The organism is Proteiniphilum saccharofermentans, assembly GCF_900095135.1.
In the GTDB taxonomy this organism is placed as follows: domain Bacteria; phylum Bacteroidota; class Bacteroidia; order Bacteroidales; family Dysgonomonadaceae; genus Proteiniphilum; species Proteiniphilum saccharofermentans.
Window position 1 is genome coordinate 1632909 of the sequence record NZ_LT605205.1, and the last position, 19823, is coordinate 1652731.

Annotated in this window: 11 protein-coding genes and 1 tRNA gene; 5 read left to right on the forward strand and 7 right to left on the reverse strand. The window is 44.1% G+C overall.

Annotated elements, in window-relative coordinates:
• Window positions 1-78 precede the first annotated feature (78 nt).
• Window positions 79-1293 carry an L-serine ammonia-lyase gene (locus PSM36_RS06235; protein WP_076929821.1) on the reverse strand — a complete coding sequence of 405 codons (1215 nt, stop codon included), beginning with the start codon at window positions 1291-1293 and terminating at the stop codon, window positions 79-81.
• Window positions 1294-1496: 203 nt separating this feature from the next.
• Between PSM36_RS06235 and PSM36_RS06240 the strand changes: the two genes are divergently transcribed.
• Entirely contained in the window at window positions 1497-2252 is a 756-nt protein-coding gene (locus PSM36_RS06240) for an acyl-[acyl-carrier-protein] thioesterase (RefSeq protein WP_076929822.1), read from the forward strand.
• Window positions 2253-2297: 45 nt separating this feature from the next.
• Here PSM36_RS06240 and PSM36_RS06245 read toward each other — a convergent pair whose 3' ends face one another.
• Both PSM36_RS06245 and PSM36_RS06250 read right to left on the reverse strand, forming a co-directional pair.
• Window positions 2298-2891, reverse strand: coding sequence for an NDR1/HIN1-like protein (locus PSM36_RS06245; protein WP_083710959.1), 594 nt, complete (start codon window positions 2889-2891; stop codon window positions 2298-2300).
• Between the two features lie 18 nt (window positions 2892-2909).
• Window positions 2910-3959 (reverse strand): DUF2027 domain-containing protein, encoded by a 1050-nt coding sequence (locus PSM36_RS06250; RefSeq protein WP_076929826.1) that lies wholly within the window; start codon window positions 3957-3959, stop codon window positions 2910-2912.
• A gap of 371 nt (window positions 3960-4330) precedes the next feature.
• Between PSM36_RS06250 and PSM36_RS06255 the strand changes: the two genes are divergently transcribed.
• From PSM36_RS06255 to tamL, 3 genes are all read left to right on the forward strand, one after another.
• The gene (locus PSM36_RS06255; protein WP_076929829.1) at window positions 4331-5572 is read left to right on the forward strand and encodes an S-adenosylmethionine:tRNA ribosyltransferase-isomerase; all 1242 of its coding nucleotides are present in this window, start codon (window positions 4331-4333) and stop codon (window positions 5570-5572) included.
• A gap of 144 nt (window positions 5573-5716) precedes the next feature.
• Entirely contained in the window at window positions 5717-10114 is a 4398-nt protein-coding gene (locus PSM36_RS06260) for a translocation/assembly module TamB domain-containing protein (protein WP_154670971.1), read from the forward strand.
• 33 nt (window positions 10115-10147) lie between these two features.
• The gene (gene tamL / locus PSM36_RS06265; protein ID WP_076929833.1) at window positions 10148-12451 is read left to right on the forward strand and encodes a translocation and assembly module lipoprotein TamL; all 2304 of its coding nucleotides are present in this window, start codon (window positions 10148-10150) and stop codon (window positions 12449-12451) included.
• A 4-nt stretch (window positions 12452-12455) separates the two neighbouring features.
• On the opposite strand, the gene PSM36_RS06270 is transcribed toward tamL, so the two are convergent.
• Complete coding sequence (locus tag PSM36_RS06270; protein WP_083710960.1) at window positions 12456-14546, reverse strand: TonB-dependent receptor; 2091 nt, start codon at window positions 14544-14546, stop codon at window positions 12456-12458.
• A gap of 207 nt (window positions 14547-14753) precedes the next feature.
• Window positions 14754-15665, reverse strand: a complete 912-nt coding sequence (locus PSM36_RS06275; RefSeq protein WP_076929836.1) for an aldo/keto reductase — start codon at window positions 15663-15665, stop codon at window positions 14754-14756.
• A gap of 221 nt (window positions 15666-15886) precedes the next feature.
• On the opposite strand from PSM36_RS06275, the gene PSM36_RS06280 reads away from it, so the two are divergent.
• Window positions 15887-16501: a superoxide dismutase gene (locus PSM36_RS06280; RefSeq protein ID WP_076929839.1), complete on the forward strand. Its 615-nt coding sequence runs from the start codon at window positions 15887-15889 to the stop codon at window positions 16499-16501.
• 98 nt (window positions 16502-16599) lie between these two features.
• Here PSM36_RS06280 and PSM36_RS06285 read toward each other — a convergent pair.
• A tRNA-Gln gene (locus PSM36_RS06285) sits at window positions 16600-16670 on the reverse strand.
• A 94-nt stretch (window positions 16671-16764) separates the two neighbouring features.
• Window positions 16765-19821 (reverse strand): ATP-dependent helicase, encoded by a 3057-nt coding sequence (locus PSM36_RS06290; protein WP_076929851.1) that lies wholly within the window; start codon window positions 19819-19821, stop codon window positions 16765-16767.
• Window positions 19822-19823 lie beyond the last annotated feature (2 nt).

Below are 19823 nucleotides of genomic sequence, written 5' to 3' on the forward strand. Positions count from 1 at the left end.
TGATTACGTAATACCGCTGTTATAACGGTAAAATTGATAAAAAAGTATATCCGGGGCAAAAAAGATCTTCACTCTTCATTAAAATATATGTCCTTTTGCCAATCCGCCTTCACCGGTCTCCTTATAGAGTGAAGGCAGGTCGTGCCCTGTCTCTTTCATCACATTTACTACACGGTCGAATGAAACGCGGTGTATCCCGTCGGTGAATGACGAATAGAGATTGGCATCCAGTGCTCTTGCTGCGGCATAGGCGTTACGTTCAATGCAGGGGATTTGTACCAATCCGCATACCGGGTCGCAGGTCATTCCCAGGTGGTGTTCCAGGCCCATTTCTGCTGCATATTCTATCTGGGCGGGACTTCCTCCGAAGAGTTGGCTGGCTGCTGCGGCTGCCATTGCACAGGCAACGCCTATCTCTCCCTGACATCCTACCTCGGCACCGGAAATAGAGGCATTTTCCTTTACGATATTGCCGACCAGTCCCGCTGTAGCCAGTGCACGGAGCATTCTGTTCTTGCTGAAACTGCGGCTCTCTTCCAAATGATAAAGCACTGCCGGTACCACACCGCAGGAGCCACATGTAGGTGCCGTGACAATCTCTCCGCCCGATGCATTCTCTTCCGATACCGCCAGGGCAAATGCAAATACCCGACCCCGTGATTGCAATGACGCCTTGTATCCCTTGGCTTTGATGAAATAACTTGCCGCCTTGCGTTGCAGGCCCAATGGCCCGGGAAGTATCCCTTCATTATCGAGTCCCCTTTCCACAGCAGCTTTCATCACATCCCACACATCCGACAGGTAATCCCATATCTCTTTACCTTCATGTTCTCCCACATATTCCCAATAGCTTTTGCCGGTTTTTTCACACCACTCCATCACCTCTGTCATAGTGGTCATCGGATAGATATCTTTCCCTTCATTTCCTGTTATGCCGATAGTCTTTGTACCATCGGAAATCTTTCCACCGCCCACACTGTATACGGTCTGAGAAGCTATTTCTTTACCATCGCTGCCATAAGCACCCAGTTTCAAGGCATTGGGATGAAAAGGGAGGAATGTTTTCGGCAGCCATTCGATGGTGGTGGGAGCAACCGGTTCCAGTACGCTTAAAATTGCTTCATCGGTTAAATGCCCTTTGCCCGTAGCGGCCAGGCTTCCGTAAAGCGTAACAACAAATCTCTTTGTTTCGGGATGGTCTTCGGCAAACATGGCTGCTGCTTTTTTTGGCCCCATCGTATGGCTACTTGACGGCCCGTTCCCGATGCGGAAAAGTTCTTTTATCGATTGCATGGACAAATGTGAAATTAGCTGTTTTTGTAAAGTCTTTACAAAGGTAATGATTAATTCCATTTGGAAAAAAAGTCGTCATGAACCGCTGCCGGATAATAGTGGGTAATAGGTTGTATTGAGAGATCAATAGGAGATAAAAGGCCGTTTTTGGATATTTTTGTACCTTTGGGATTTTAAAAATGAAATAGTTAAAAAAGAGCATAATGAGTGCAAAGAAAAAGTACAGCTATAATATTGAGGCGCAGGATATCGATTTCAGACGTAGGGTCTCGTTGAGGTCGCTTACCAATATGGTATTGATGACAGCCGGAAGGAATGCTGATGAAAATGGTTTCGGCCTGCTGGAGTTACAGACGGAACATTACACTTGGGTGTTATCGCGTTTAGTGATCGACATGGACCGTTTCCCCACCGAACAAGATTCTCTTTCTATTGAGACATGGATAGAACATGTAGGGACTGCATTCACGACTCGTAATTTTCGGATGAGGGATGGTGCCGGAACAGTAATCGGCCATGCCAAATCATCATGGGCAGTCATCGACATGCGTACACGACGTAGTGTCCAGTTAGATACTATCCCTTCTATGCAGCAGTTTGTAGTAGATGAAACCGTTCCGGTGGAAGAGCCGGGTAGGATTGCCAATGTGGAAGGGGCTGGTGCTAACAGTTTTACCGTAAAATATAGTGAAATTGATGTGAATGGCCATGTGAACAGTTTGAATTATGTACAATGGGTATCTGATTGTTTTTCTCTCGATTTTTACAGGCAACATTATATTTGTCGATTTGAGATCAACTTCCTGAAAGAGATTACATATGGTGATTCGGGGGAAGTTTACCGGCAAATGATTGCCCCCGAAGATTACCTTTTTCAAATTGAAACAAAAGAAAAAGGAACTGCTTGCCGCGCACGGATATTATTCGAAAAGGTGGCAAATAAAGAGGCGGGAAAATAATTTCCCGCCCCGGACCGGTTTAACCCTTATTATTTGCTTAATTCGTTAATTTTTCCCCCCGAAATTAAATACTACGGGAATTGCTGCGGGTGATTTAAGGACTGTATTCCCTACTGTTAATTTAGGCCACAACTTTACAGTGACGGAGGTCTCGTTGGGAGTGATTCCCAGGAAAGCACTCATCTCATTGGCGACCCGTTGTTGGGAATAACGATTTATTACATTCTTCAGATCCAGACTGATGGGGATAGGAATCACTTTGGTTTCTCCCGGCTCAATCCGGATAGGGATATCCATTTTTCCCTCTACAAATTCCATTTCATTGATTTGGATGGCATAATCTAATGCATCAAGGAAAGCGGCACTTTTATTGGGGTTGGTTACATCCATATTGAGAGTCATGCTGAATGGTATGTTTTGTAAGGAGGATCCCCCGGCCAGTGCAGTGGCTATAGAAGCTAGTTTCGACACTGAGATGGCAGAAGCGTTTCCTAAATTTATTCCCGCCAGTTGGATGTTGTCTAATGAATGATAGCGATATTCGCTCTGTGAAAGTTGGTAGGCTCCTCCGATTTTATTCATCACGTCGCAGCCATTGAATAAAAGGGCTACGCTAAGGAGCAGGATCATCTTTTTCATACGATAATATTTATTTTCTTATTTAATAGTCACCATTGTCGCTCCGTAGCCGTATTCGCGAAAAGAGGCGTCCTGGTGAAAACATTTTGGATAATTCTTTTTCAACTCTTTGATAATGGCATTTCTTAATACGCCATCTCCTTTACCGTGGATAAATACTATTTTATGGTTTTTCCGATGAATATGCTCATTCATCACCTCATTGAATTTACCCAATTGATATTCCAGTATTTCTGCATTATTCATTCCCGCAGTGGTGTCGAGCAACTCGTTAATGTGAAGATCGACCATGGTTGCTGCCTCTTTTTTTATCTTCTCGATACGTGCTCTCTGTGGCCGGTCATCCTCTCTCTTTTTTTCTTTCATTGCCTGCTCCAGATCTCCTGCTGAAATGCGGAGTTTATCTTCGGGGATATCGTTTCGGATGACAAAACAGGTAAGAGCATCATCTTCGAAGTAGTCGTTTTCGTGAAAACTGTGCAGCTTGTAGAACTTTACCGTATCTATACGCAGTTCTACAGAGCAGGGAGGTTTTTCATTAAATGGTTTGTTCCGTTTGAATGCGATGAATTGTATGGTTATCCTCTCTATTTCATTAAGATCGCCTTTTTCGAGTTCTTCCAAAAATATTTTGGTGTTGGGTTCAATAAGCCCGCTATAACGGATCCTTAAAGAATCTTCTTCACGGCTCATATAATTAAAAAAGAGATAGTAATTACTGTCGTTCACGAAATAACATTCGTAGGTTGTGGACGACAGGTTCTTTATGTCCATGGGAAGCCATGCCAGGCAGGCTGTAATCTTTTCACCTTCCGGAGTTTCTTCGGCTGGTTCTTCCTCTTTCTTCTCTTCTACTGGTGGGTTGAATCGTGGAGCGGATTGGGGCAATTGCGTCAGTTTTTCATTACCTGCCGGTTGTACCACAACACATTCTGAAATCAATACCGGCACGTCGAAACCATGTTCATCTTCAACGATTACCACCTGTTTATTCCGGAATCCTTTTACGATCCCTCCACCTATTGTATTGAGGAAACGGACCGTGTCTCCTATTGTTAATTTATTCATTATAAAGTGTCAGCGTGTTTCGTTTGTCAAGGCGAGTTTACGATGGATGCGCCTGTTTGATTCTTTTATTCTTGTTACGTGTTGCAAAGTTGACTAATTTTGTGGAATAAAACCATTAATTATTACGAAAAATCATTTTTGTGTTAGTAAAAAATGTAAGAAACTGTTTAAATTTTATTGCTATACTATTTTGAATCTATTTTGAAATAGATTTTTTATTTTTTTCTTGCAGATTTAGCGGGCTAAATCAAAAGGAAAAAGTGAAAAAGATGCGCAAAAGAGACCAAAATAGTAGCAAAGAAAAATAAACAGTACAATTATAAAAAATATTTCGGTAAAATTTGAACAGTTTCTAAGATTAAAAAAATCGTATGCAAAAGGAAAAGATTCAGCAACTACAGATATCCCGATATAATTATCATCTACCTGACGATAAAATCGCGAAATATCCTCTTGAACGAAGAGATGCATCCAAACTGTTGTTATACGACGGTGTTGGAATCGATACCCACCGGTTCGGCGAGCTTCCTGATTTACTCCCGGAAGGTAGTCTCCTCCTGTTCAATAATACCAGGGTGATTCATGCCCGGTTGCTGTTTCTTAAGGAGACCGGGGCACAGGTTGAGGTCTTTTGTCTCTCTCCCCATTATCCTGCCGATTATGTGGTGAATTTTCAGCAACGTCGCCATTGTTCCTGGTATTGTATGATCGGGAATGCCAAACGCTGGAAAGAAGGGACGTTACAGATGCAGATATCCACTCATGATGGTATCGTGAACTTGAAAGCTGAAAAGGCAGATATCGCGGGAAGTGATACGGTGGTCCGGTTTTGCTGGGATAATGAGGGATTTACCTTCTCTGAACTATTGGAAATTGCCGGTAAACTGCCCATTCCTCCTTATCTGAATCGTCCCTCGGAAGCGATAGACGATGAGACTTACCAGACTGTCTATTCCCGTTCTGAAGGTTCTGTAGCGGCTCCTACAGCGGGATTACACTTCACGGAAGCGGTGATGGAAGAGCTTAGGAACAAGGGGATACTGACGGCAGAAGTAACCCTCCATGTTGGGGCCGGGACTTTCAAACCTGTGAAAAGTGAAATTATAGCCGGCCATGAGATGCATACCGAATTCATTTCGGTACCCAAAGAGACTATTGAGAAATTGCTGACTCACAACTCCGGGAAAATTGTAGTGGTGGGAACCACTTCAATGCGTACCGTGGAGAGCCTTTATTATATTGGAAGAAAACTCAGTACCAATCCCGATATATCTCCCGAAGAACTGGGTGTAAAGCAATGGGAACCCTATGACGACACTGTGGAAATCTCTCCGGAACAGGCACTTCTCAATATCTTAAACTATCTGGAAGAGACCGGGCTACAGCAACTTATTTCTTCCACACAACTGATGATCGCCCCCGGTTATGAGTTTCATTTTCCCGATGCTATCATTACGAATTTTCATCAGCCTCAAAGCACATTGCTACTACTTATTTCAGCATTTGCCGGTGATGATTGGCGTAAGATATATAACTATGCACTGGAAAATGACTATCGGTTTCTAAGTTATGGCGATAGTTCTTTATTATTCAAAAAGCCTATTTTTGGTTAAAAACTTTACCGGGGACGAACTTTTGCTTTCTTTTTTTTGTATAATTGTATTATTAAATAATCAAAGTCTCTCATTTATAATATTTCGATTGAGTTGGTCGCTAAAATTGTCCGCATATTTGCCATTATCATTGTTAGTATTATTTTGTTGAATGTAATACTTGTCATTACCTTCTCTGTGCCGGCAGTACAAAAGGGTGTGGCTAACATGGCTTTGGAAAAATTCAGGCCAATCATTGGAACGAAAGTCGACTTGGAGGGTATCCGTATCCGTCTTTTTAATACCGTAGAACTCGATGGAATTTATGTGGAGGATTTGCAGCAGGACACTTTGCTTCATGTAGGTAAAATAGCAGTTCGCATACATGCCCTGGATCTTTTGAGAAACAAGGTTACAGTACATAAAGCGGGTATTGAGAATTTCAAAGCCAATATACACCGTGCTTCGCCGGATGATCCTTTCAATTTCCAATTTATTATCGATGCCTTTGCCAAAGAGGATACAATAAAGGTGGAGAAAGAAAAAAAGGAATGGCGTATTACTGCTGATGAAGTGATATTGAAAAATGGAAATATCCGTTATGATATTCACTCCATTCCGGAGACTCCGGGAACCTTTAATGTAAGCCATATAGATCTGGTTGATTTTAATTTTAAGGGAAAAGCGGATTTTTTGAGTCTGGAAAATATGAAGGCAGAGGTGAGCCTTCTCAATTTTCTGGAAAGGAATGCCGGATTTACGCTTAATAATTTGAGAGCGAGAATGAAAGGTGAGGGTACATTACTTAGTAGTGAAGGACTCACTGTGGGTTTGAACGGATCGCGTATTCAGGTTAAAGATGCGGCCTATGATCTCGAATCCAAAGCGTTTTCCCTCGTTGCCGAAAGTAATCTGATAGACCCGCGTGATATAAATATTTTTGTTCCCCGTTTTGCTCATCTTGATAAGCCTATCTCATTTGAAGTTAACGCAGAGGGTATGTTACCTCAAGCTGAACTGAACAGTTTGGTTTTCCAGTATGGCCCCGATACTGAGATTAATGTATCGGCATCGATCTCGGATTACAGTAATATCAATGACGGGGAATTGCGTGTTAATCTCCGGGATATGACCCTCTCTCAGGAAGATCTGCAATCGTTTATCCGCATTGGTGTGCCGGACTATGCTTCTCCCGATCAACTGGTTGCAATGGGAGACCTCAATCTGCGTATGATAGCCAGCGGCCGTCTAAGACAATTCCTTTACGAAGGAGAGGTAATTACCGGCCAGGGGAGTGTGTCACTCAATGGTACCGGTCGTATCGGGAATCAATTTAAAAGCCTTGTTTTTAAAGGGCCTGTTACAGCCAATAATATACAAGTGGCTAATATCATAGGCGGGGATGTGGGGATAGGTAATACTACCATAAATACAAATATCAAATTATCAATCATTCAAGATTCAACGATTAGCGTGGCAGCCGATGGACGGATTGAATCGACATCCTTCAAAGAGTACCATTACAGTAATATCTTTTTCAATGGGGTGTATAGCGGGAATAATATTGTTGCTGATATCCGTTCCGATACCGAAAGAAATAAGTTTGACCTTTCCGGTGACATCACATTCGGAGAGATAATGAAATTTGACGTAAAAGGAGATGTGGAACGTCTCGAGTTAACACCTTTCGTGGCAATTGAAAGTTGGAAAGATCCTTACCTGAGGGTGAATATTGATGGAAATTTATCGGGGCGTTCGTTGGATGATCTCACGGGGATGGTTGTGATCGATAACATTTCATTGGCCGACAGTAATTTCTTTTATAATCCGGGTGCTATCTATCTCCAGGCATTGCCCGATGAGGGAGAGGGAAAGAAGATCGAATTCATGTCATCCTTTTTTGAAGGTAATATCACGGGTGATTACTATTTCTCTACTATAGGTGAAGAGTTGATGCGGGCAATCCATCCTCATCTTCCTTCCGTAATCGTTGAGAAGGAGGAGCAGGAACAAGTGCAAACCGGCAAGAATAATTTTCAGTTCAATATCCAACTTCAAAATACGGAAGATATCTCCTATGCGCTTTCACTTCCGTTTTATAATGTTGAACCGGCGACCATTTCCGGCCGTGTGGACATGACGGCAGACGAATCACTGCGCATCGACGCACACCTTCCCCGGATAATGGTAGGGAACAATGACATCAGGGAGACGAAGATGGGGTTGCGTAACCATACATCCGACCTGAAACTGGATGTGAACAGCTATCTGGTGCAGAATAACGGATATATTAATGTAAAACTGGATAGTGACGTGGCGTCGGATTCGGTGAATAACCGCCTGTCGTTCGATATGAAGCAAAACAATACCAACTCCAACGGGGAACTGATGATCACAATGGGATTCCGGCGTGATATTGACGACCGGTTGGCGGCAAACATCCGCATTCCTCCGGCCAGGATCAGTTTCAATAACAAACAGATCGACTTCAACGATGCTGCCATCGCTTACAGTAAAGATCGTATCGTAATCTCCAATTTTGGCATCCGTGAAGATAACATGCTCCTGCTAGGAATAGATGGGGTGGCATCCAAAAGTGAAGCGGATAACATCCGTATCTATTTTAATAATACGGATCTTGCGAATATTCTTAATGCCTTTAATGTGACCAATTTTTCGGGCTCTATCAATGGAGATATCTATGTGCGTCAGGCATTGGATAATCCGATGATTCGTTCCGAAGAACTCCGGATAGAGAATATTACCGTGCATGGTGATACTATCGGTACATTCCGGATTGATGCGGATTGGGATAACCTCCTTTCCGGACTCAATTTGAATGCCTGGCTGGAGGATGGGGGAGAACGCAGCCTCGATGTGAAAGGATATATTCCCACCGGGGATAATAGTCCCTTTCCAATGGATATAAACCTCTCGATTGCTGATTTTAAACTGATGGCAATCCAGCCGCTTACCACCGGTATTTTTAGTGAATTGAACGGACGTTTAAATTCTAATATACACGTAACCGGCACACTTTCTGAACCAATAACGGAAGGATGGCTCGGAATTGATGACGGTGTGATGAAGGTGGCATTTACCAATGTAACCTATTATGTATCCGATACAATAGAGATTAGCAGGGATAATGTGGGATTGAAAGATCTGGTGATCCGTGACCAAAATAATCATACAGCCACTTTGAACGTAAGCCTGTCACATACCAATTTCGGGCGGATGGTGTACAATGCCGGCATCCGTCTCAACGATTTCATGCTGCTGAACAATGCGAACCGGACCGACCTGATGGCCTATGGCAATCTGAAACTGTCGGGAGAACTGAAAGTGACGGGATCTCCTTCCGGAATTTTTGGCAATGGGAATTTGACCAGTTCAAGCAAGTCGGATGTTACCATAGTACTTCCACAAACAGCGACAGCAACGGAATACAGCGGTATAGTCTATGTCAGCAGCAAATCCAGGGAACCCGATTCACTGGCATTTTTGCGTAAGAATGAAGAATCGGGAGGACAACTCAGTACTAACGTTTCCCAGGGCATTCCCATTGTCATGGCAGTTACCGTGAACCTGACCCCGTTGCTCGAAGCAGGTGTGGTTCTCGACCCTACTACCGGTAATGCGCTTGAGGTGAGTGGAGAAGGCGAGTTGAATATCAACTTCAACTCAAGGTCTACCCCGCCGGTATTACTTTACGGAGATTATGTCCTCAATAGTGGAAAGTTTCATTACAACCTACAGAATCTTCGTACAATAGAGTTCAATATTCGCGAAGGAAGCAGGCTCTCTATGGAAGGTAATCCAATGAATACGCAGTTCAATGTAACTGCTTACAGGTCTGTAAGGGCGGATCTGGCAGCACTCAGCAGCACTTTTAAATCTGAACTGGCCAATACGCGGGTACCGGTGAATGCACTACTACAGATCAGAGGTAATCTGCAAGGGATGGACCTGCAATTTGATGTTGAATTGCCGGAAAACTCCAATGATGTGCAACAGCGGGTAAAAAGCTTTATGCCGAATGAGGAGGCGAAGATACTTCAGGTGGTATATCTGGTAACCACCGGCGGTTTTATGCCGGCGGAGGGGTCTCCGGATATGAATTTCGGTTCTTCGACAGTGACAAATGTCGCGGCTAATGCGCTCTCCAGAGGATTGGATGCTCTCTTTGCCAGAGCACTGAGGGATAACTGGTCGGTCAGTACCAACCTGGAGTCGGTCGACGGCAGCCTCGAAAACGTAAGGATGGGGGTGGATGTCTCCACCCGTTTGATGGACAACCGGCTGCGTATAAACACCAACCTGAGCTATGGAGATAATAGTATGCTGGTGGGGGGCCAACAGCAATTTCTGGGAGAGTTTGAATTAGAGTATGATATCAACACCTGGCTTATGTTGCGTGCTTTTAATAGGGCTAATCAACGTTTTTACCGTCGCTCACTCACCACGCAAGGGGTAGGGATTATGGTTACCAGGGAGGCCAAAGAGTTCAAGGATTTGTTTGACTTAAGGTTTGTCAGACCGAAAAAAGAAGAGGAGGACTAATGTGCCAATGTGACTAATGTGGGAAGATGATGTATGAAAAAATATAAAGTTCTTATATTGTGGATATTTATATTGGCTTCTTGTAATGTGGCCAAAAAGGTGCCTGATGGGAGTTATCTTCTCAACAAGACTGATATAAAGTCAGACGTGAGAGGTATTGGGTCGTCTGCCCTGGAGCCTTACCTGCGGCAGAAGCCTAACTCGTCGATGATCTTGTTGGGAAGGGTGAAGCTGCATATGTATAATACCCCCAATGACACCTCCACGTGGATGAACAGGCAATTCCTCAAATACGGCGAACCGCCCGTACTCTATAATGAGCAGTTGGCTGTTATTTCGGCTGAACAAATCCGGTTGCACCTTAAAAATAAGGGATACCTGAATGCTGAAGTCGATACCAATGTGGTAAAGAAAGACAAGAAAGCCAATGTCACTTATAATGTGACCGGCAATGAACCTCATCGCATCCGCACTTTTACCGACACGATCCATTCGGTTGATACTACTATTTATAATATCCTGAACCGGACCAGACAGCTCGAACTGATGAAAGAGGGAGATCTTTTTGACCTATCCGTATTGGAAGAGGGGCGGGAAAGAATGACTACCATACTGAGGAACAGAGGATATTACAATTTTTTGAAAGATAACTTCTATTTTATTGCAGATACTACCGTAGGAACAAATCAGGTGGATGTGACGCTTGCCCTCAACAATCCTTCCGATTCGACTTACCACCAGCAGTACTATATGGGGAATGTGACCGTGATCAACGGGGTAGATCCGGTTCTCTTGCAGGATTCGGTTCGTCGTTCTTCTTTGGAGCTGGATACGGTAAATTATAGAGGGATACAAGTTATCTCGGAAAAAGATCGTTTTCTGCGTCCACGGGCAGTCTATTATAATACCTTTTTACGTCCCGGACGACTCTATGCCGACAGGATGGTTGAGCGAACCTATGCGTCATTGAACGGGATGGGGCCGGTGAACCAGACGTCTATCAACTTAACGCCTGAGGTGCGGAACGATTCGGCATATATCGATTCGAGAATCACCCTTTATCCGGGAAATCTCCACTACATGCGCTTCGGGGTGGATGGTACCAATTCGGCGGGCGACCTTGGGGTTGCTGGCAATGTGGCCTATGAGCACCGCAACTTCCTGAAAGGGGGAGAAACATTCCGGGTGCAATTAAATGCTGCTTACGAATTTATCACACCTTCAGACAGCCTCAATCTCCTCGACAACAGTTTCTATGAATATGGGGCTGAGGCATTCCTTTCCATCCCCCAGTTGATGCTTCCGTGGCTGATGAAGCGACTCAGAGACCAACCCTCGGCATCAACGGAATTTTCGGCAGGTATCAACTTCCAGAAACGGCCTGAATACCTGCGTCAGTTCTTTAACCTATCCACCCGCTTTCAGTGGGCTTCTATGGAATGGCAATTACAACATATGCTTGAACCGATAGGGGTAACCTATGTAAGGATGCCCTGGAAATCCAAACGATTCGAAGAGCTTTATATGGATGAGGATGCCAACCCAATCTTGCGCTATAGTTACGATGACCTGTTGATTGTACGCACTACATACAATATCACCTATACCAACTATAATCGTCTTGGGAGACGCAGTATGCCTGCTGTTCCTATTCGAGTTCGATCAGGGATTGAACTGGCCGGATGGTTGCCCCGTATCGTTACCGGTCTGGGGGGAGGTGAAGTGAATGACAAAGGCTTCGAGACATTCTTTAAACAACCTTATTCGGAGTATGTGAAAGGGGATTTTGATATCTCCGCATCGCATGCTTTTGACGACAAAAATACTATTGCCGCACATCTTGCAGTAGGACTGGCGTATCCTTACGGAAATTCCAACGTATTACCTTTCGAAAAACGTTATTTCGGAGGAGGGGCTAACAGCGTAAGAGGGTGGAGCACACGTGCTTTGGGTCCAGGTACCTATAGTAGGGACTCAGCAGGATCCGATTTTGGACGTAAGATAGGAGATATGAAACTCGACCTCAGTGTGGAGTTCCGCCGTAAGCTTACCGGACGGTTTGAACTGGCAACCTTTGTAGATGCCGGAAATATATGGACTATCCGGGATTATGTGGAGCAGCCGGGTGGTATGTTCGCATGGAACAGTTTTTACAAGGAACTGGCCGTGGCATATGGACTTGGTTTGCGTTTAGATCTCGACTTCTTGTTGCTCAGGGTTGACGGAGGGATGAAAGCGCACAATCCCGGACTTCCGGCAGGTACCCGGTGGACGATCTTCAAACCGAACCTCCGCCGCGATTTGGCTTTCCATTTCGCTATCGGTTATCCGTTCTGATATGCTAAAATGAGAGCTTAGTTCCTCCATAATAATTTCTTGTGGGTGCAGGGTTGAAAAAGCGATTACCAAAAGCATTGATGTCGTTGCCTAAGCTATATTTCTCATTCAGCAAATTATCTATCCCCGCAAAAAATTCTATTTGTAGTGATTGATTCATTTTCCGGTTCCAGCTCCCTTTCAGTTGAACCAGATGGAATTTGTCCGAAAAGAAACTATTTGCATCATCTAGCGGCATAGCCGAAGTGAAATTATGGGAAACATTCAATCTGAACTGTTTGGGAAAAGTAATAAACAGTGAATTCGTCCATACCCAATCGGGTACGGCAGTTACCTTGTTCCGGGAAAAATCGTTGTCGTTCACCTGATAGTTTCCAAATCGGTAATGGTTATATGATACGGCGGATTGGAGGCTCAGGGTTTGTATAAACCTGCCGGTTTGCATGGGTAACAGGTAGGCCCAAATCGAGGCTTCAATCCCTTTTTGTTTTATTTCTCCGGCATTCAGGTAAAATTCGGCACCATTATCACGGAGATGTCGTACAATTCCATTATCCATATTGTAATTGTAGAGACTTACATCTGCGATAAATCTCCTTCCTGCGGTTTCCCAACGTATTCCCAATTCGTAGTTTATTCCTGTTTCCGCTGTCAGATCGGTATTGATGATATTATCAGAAGAACGTACTTCGGCAATGGTAGGCGGTGAATATCCTTTTGATATGGAACCGCGGACGGCTAAGCCTTCTCTTAGTATATAAGAGGTGGCAATTCTCGGCATCCATATATTCCCGAAACCGGCACTGCCATCAGGATCTGGAACTTCGGGATAGCGTTGGGTATAGTTGATTTCAACCCGGTTGATGCCTAATGAGGCTTCGATGGTCCAACGGTTATATAGATAAGCCATTGCCCGATAAAAGAAACTGCCCTGGGTATTATCCAGGTTATCCTTTGCTTGTGGGGCAGTGGCTGTACCCTTTTCATTGTCATAATTATCAATTCTGTTCCACCCTTTTTGTCCCTCGAAACCAAATTGCATCTGCCATTGAAACTGTTCTTGATCCACATTTCTATAGGAAAAGTAAGTGCGGATACCCAGATTTTTCTCTTTCCGGAATTCATAATTGGTAATAAACGGATTTTCAAAATCGGTGTGTGAACCGAAAACACTAATGGTATGGGATAACCTCCCGCTGATTCGTGCGTTGTGGGCAATACCTCCAAAAAATGTCCTGTTGTATATACCTGATTCCTGTTCTACAGCAGAGGGTGTTGACCCACTGGAAGGGCGTGCCATCCTTGGATTTTCATGCATTTGGTCTTCTGTAAGCCCGCCCGGAGTGAGATAACCTAAATCAGTATATAGGGCGATAAATCTTAGTTCGTTGTTCTCAGAATATTGCCATTTATGGGACGTTTGAAAGGTCTTTTTGTTTAATGCTGTATTTTCCCGGTAGCCATCCGAACGGGTAAATGATTGGTCTATTGAAAAAGCATAACTATCATTTACTTTTCGTTGTATGGAAAATTGCTCCTGGAACAATCCGAAAGAGCCCCCGCTTAACAAAAGAAACCCTTGGTTCCGGGGCGTGCCAAATCCTTTAGGTTGAATGCGGATCACACCTCCTGAATTGGCCCCGTAAAGCGAGCCGTCAGGTCCTTTTAGCACGTGTATTGTAGATATGGAAGCAGGATCTATCAAATTTAGGTAGGTATTACCTCCTGCATCGGTCAAAGGAAATTCATCTACATATATTTTGACATTGCGAATACCAAATGGAGACCGGATCAGACTACCACGTATTGCCAACCGGTAACTTCCCGGCGAACGCTCTTCCATACGAACACCGGCTACCATATTCAACGCCGGTAAAAGTGTCGTGGCCTGTTGTGTTTCTATAAGGTTTGAAGAAACAGATTGTGCCGAAGCAGTTAATCCTAAAATAGGTTGCTGGTTGAAATAGGCAATTACTTCTACCGGTTCAAGCGTAAGTGATTCATTTTGATATATACTGTCAGTTGTTAGCCCATAAAGCGTTGAGGAAACAGCAACGCAAAATGTAATAAGCAGAAGTGTAACTATACGGGTCATGTAGTCTTGTTCTTACCGGATAAATCCTTGATGGACAGGCATTGTCTGAACTTTTGTATAAATAAAAATTGAAAAGTCTAATGTAATTGAAGGGTTTGTCTCTGTCTTACAGTTTACCTCCAATTATCAAAGATAGGTGAAAAAGGTTTGAAATCATTTATAAAAGAATGCCTTTATTTGACAGGAAACGACTGCGATAAGAGTAGGTCAGGCAATCTCTTTCCGAATGCGTACAACTCGAGCAATAGCATCGTTCATCTGCCCGATACTTTGAAATCCGAGCGTCATGCAGTGTATATTGGATTCTGTCAGGGCATACCGTAGCGATTGTTCACGCTCTTCCTCCTTGACATGCTTGCCCTCACCGAATATTTTCATGCCGATCACACCTTTCCCTTTTCGACGTGCTTCCCCCAATAAGTCCCGGATTGTGTCTGGGGTTCCATCCATATGCGATTGGAAAGGATTGATACGGGCAAGTATTACATCTACCCAGGGTGATTCAACAGCTTCCTGAAGTGCTTCGAGATTGTGGGCGGAGATACCGACAGCTTTTACAATGCCATCTTCCTTAGCCCGGGACAATCCTTCCATTACTCCCTGACGGCTGTTGGCCCATCCGCCCGAAGTCATACAGTGTAACAGGATAATATCAATATAATCTGTACCGAGTTCCCTGCGATAAGAGTCAATCTTGTTTCGTGTCTCAGCGGCAGAAACTCCGTCAGTTTTGGCTATTTTGGTAAGAAGTGTCAGCTCTTCCCTTGGCAGACCTTTCATTGCTTCTCCGAAAAAAGGATGGGATCCGTATGATTCGGCCATCTCGAAGAATTTCATCCCCCTGTCATATGCATTCTTTGCCAATCTGACAAATTGCTCCATACCCAAGCGGGTCTGGTTGGATGCATTATTCCAACCGGAAGTGCCGGATCCCATGGCCATAAGAGGTACCGTAAGCCCGGTAGCTCCCAGTATCACTTTACTGTCCAGGTATGCATCATCCTTCGTGTCGGTTTCATCCTTTACGTTAAAAGGAAGTGCATAACTGGCATTGCGGATATTTGTCCCTATCAGTGTACCCGCTACTATTCCGGCCTTTATAAATTTGCGCCTGTCCATATTGGTCTCCTCCAGTTAATATATTATCGATACAAAGATATTTTCTTTTGAATAAAAATAAAGTGATTATTATATTTTAACTTGTTGAAGGAGTAATTTTATGCTAATTGGTCCCGGTTTGTTAAATCAATGAAATAAAACAACAATATGATTGATTTATTGTTGATTGGTATATGCATTTACAGAGTCATATAAATAGTAAACATTTAAAAAGTAAAATTATGAGCTACACATTACCTGAATTGCCTTACGCTTATGATGCGTTAGAGCCTCATTTTGACACTGAGACGATGACTATCCACCATCAACGTCATCACCAGGCTTATGTTGACAATCTGAATAAGGCCATTGCCGGTACCGAAGCAGAGTCTAAGGGTTTGGAAGAAATCCTGAAAGAGATAAGTAAATATGCGCCTGCTGTGAGAAACAATGGTGGCGGGCATTACAACCACTCCCTGTTCTGGAAGATTTTATCCGGATCGCCAAAAACTGCACCCTCCGGGAAATTGGCAGACGAAATCAATAAGACCTTTGGCAGCCTCGACGAACTGAAAGCGCAGATCAAGCAAGCCGGCCTGGGGCAGTTTGGATCAGGCTGGGCATGGCTGGTGGTAAAAGCAGACGGATCATTGTCCGTTGTTGCTACTCCAAATCAGGATAACCCCTTGATGGATGTCAATCCTGCTAACCAAGGCTGTCCGATTTTGGGAGTGGATGTATGGGAACATGCTTACTACCTGAAGTATCAGAACAAACGTGCCGATTATCTCGATGCTTTCTGGTCGGTGCTCGATTGGGCAGCAGTTGAGAAGAATTACGAGAAAGCTCTTTCATAGGTAATTATCTGCCTCTTTATATTCAATTGGTTTCGTCTTCTCCTGTGCTTATGGGGAAGACGAAATAATAAAACCCGCCATTAAGCGGGTTTTCGTTGTTGTCTTACCAGGACTCGAACCTGGACAAACAGGACCAGAATCTGTTGTGCTACCATTACACCATAAGACAATGGGACTGCAAAGGTATAAAAAAATGTGACAACAAAAAAAGTTGTATGAAAAAATTAAATCTTTTCCTTCATCCTTTGAAAGATTATTTTGGCTTACACCATTATTGGTTTCGTGTTGTCACTGATGATCGAGTAGATCTCTTTTTGCCTGTAAAAGTCGAGTAGATCTGCATAGATCGGCGATTCATGTAAGATGGTGGCATTACCGACAAGAAAAAGCTGCCGGCGCGCACGGGTAATGGCCACATTGAGTTTTCTATCCACCGTTCTATCATGGTTCAGATTGCAAAGAAAATTCATCTGATAGGGTTTATTTGCACAGAACGAAATCAATATCACGTCACGCTGGCTCCCTTGATATCGCTCCACAGTATCGATCATGATTTTTTCCCGGTGCGGAATGTCTGTTAACGACAGTTTATATTTGATCAGGGCGATCTGGTTCCGGTAGGGGGCGATAATGCCGATCGATCCCGTATCGAAAATCTTACCGTTTGCTTCATACACATTACGGATAGATGCCAGAAGAGTGATGATCAGATCTGCTTCAGCCTCATTGATTTTGTCAGAAATAGGGGATCCATAGATTTTTTCCGTCGAAAAAAAGGCGGTGCGTTTGGTGGCTATCCAACAGTCAAAAATATTATCCGACGGGCTGTGCAGTGTCCAATCTTCCGATTGCCAGTCGAGTGCGGGAAATAGTTTATCGGAATAAAAGCTGGTTGCGGGAAAAGCGGCAATGTCGTTGTGCATCCGCCCCTGATGGGTGAGTTGCGCATAGGCGTGATGCCATCCTTTTGCTTTACAGCGGCGTAACAGCCGCTCAAATAGAGAATCACGGCAATCAATAAATCCAGCCTCACGCAATGCCGGCTCATTGATGCCTGAAAATTGGCTGTCCTGCAACACGATGGTCGATAGTTGATTGTGATCACCGATCATGATAAACCGGTCGAAACGGGGTAGGAGGCCGATAATCTGTGGTTCCAGTATCTGGGATGCTTCATCGATGATAGCTACATGAAAATGTTTGAGATTGAAAAGCTCCATTCGCCCGTTGATGGAGGCAAGGGTAGATATGTATATACGGCTCCTTTCTATCTCATGCCGTAGCGACTCCCTGTCTTTGGCTTTCTCCGAGATCCTTTGCAGCAACCGATGACGATAGGGTTCGGCACAGGAGAGCTCCGTACCCACGCGTATATAGGCGTCACACTCTCCCTTTTTACATCCGAAAGCGGCGTTGACGGCTTCACATAACTCGTCTACTGCACGGTTTGTGTAGGCGAGTACCATGATATTCTTTTCCGGTTGTGCGTGATATTCTTCAATGAGGCGTCGGGCAAAGATGGATGTCTTCCCTGTGCCGGGAGGGCCTATAATCAGGAAGTAGTCCTGGGTGTCCATCGCTCTCCGGATGATATTTTCAGGATAGCCTGCCTCTGGTGAAGTCTCTATCGGATGAGTTTCATCCCGGTAAGTTTTATTTTGATCGCTTGTTTCCGGGGGTATCAGTCCCATCAGTATCTTTTTCTTTTTCGGAGGAGCATTCAAAAAAGCGAAGAGGCATTTGTACATACTGTTATAACTGGAGTCCAGCGAGTCATGTTCTATAGCCCAGAGCCGGTTCTCTTTAAAAAAACGGCGGTTTTTCTGTTTATAACGAAAGCGTACTTCCACTGTCGATGCGGTAATCCTTGCGATGGCGCCTTTCAATATCTGCCGATTCAGTACCGTGTCATTGTCATTTTGCCTGGGATAGACAATACATATCTCACCTTCCCTGAAATTGACAATATCGTTTCCTGCCTGGTTACGGGCGAATAGGATTGTCATATCGTTTCCCGAATCATCGATTTCCAGGATAGAAAGATCGAAAAGTACGTCTAACGCTTCGGCACGTTCGCTGAAAGCGCTGTTCCATAGTGATGCCGTGCCTGTCGGCGTTTCATAGGCTATATCGCCGATTTTTTGATGATACAATTCCCTTGAGATAAACCGGATATATCGATAGAAAAAGAGTCGTTCCAGATCGCTGCAACTCAACAGTAGAAAACGTATCCGTTCTATTTTTTCGATGAAGAAGGCAGGTAATCTTTGTTCTGTTTGAATGAGGTTGAACAATGATCCGAACAACGCCTCTGCATCTTTGTTTTCTCCCCGGATCAGAATCTGTTCGTTGGCTACGATCAGGTTACGGATATTCAGGATTGATTTCTCCAACTCCCCGTCAACCGCAGCAGTGCGGAGATTTTCTCCGGGTCGGCTTCCAGCCGAATAGAGAATAGAGGCATCTACTCCCTGTGCCTTTTTCCCGAAAACGGTCTCTATCATCAGACGGTACACGGCAGTCTGTACTTCATGATTGAGCGAGATCTTGCCGTTATCTGAATAAGGGAATGGTATTCTGCCTGATTTCAATTCCACGATCCGGGCATCTGTTTCGTCGGAGTGGGGTTGTAACAGGTCGAGTCGTCCCTGGAACCCGAACCGTTCGCAAAAAAACGAAGGCTCCAGCGTACAGTGGTGCAGATCGATAGCTCTTTCCGGAAAATCCTTACGAATTACCCGTTTAATATTTTCAAACTGACTTCTTGCTTTTTCCATGAATACCCGGAAATCGCTCTCGCTGCGGATATCTTCACAACTGGCGTATTCGAAAGGCGATTGTTTAAACGACCGAAGGAATACATCCCTGAAGGAAACTTTCTCAGGATTTTCTGCAAACACCAGTTCATCGAGGAAGAAGTTTGCTAAATTTCCCAGTAGCAGATAGGAACGATTTTCTTTTTCCTCAAATTTGTTGCGGAAATAGTGGAGCGGGGAGATTGAATAATCCTGAAAACATTCCGCGATTGCGGAAGCATCAATCAGATAATCAGGTTCTAGGATGATATAGTTAGGGATAAGAAAACCATTGCCGTCAATAACAGAATCTATCAGGTTCAGGTTGGCTCCCTCCTGAAATCTTTCTACTGAACTGTCAAAAACGCGGTTCTCCGGTGAAATCCCATATCTGGCAATCAGTGCCGTGCCCGGATTCTCCATGGTCATGCATATCAGCAATTTCCTCTCCCTGTCAACTTTCAGGAGTTGAACACGGATAGTATCAGTGGAAAAACCTACAGGAAAAACGGAAGATTCAGCCATAC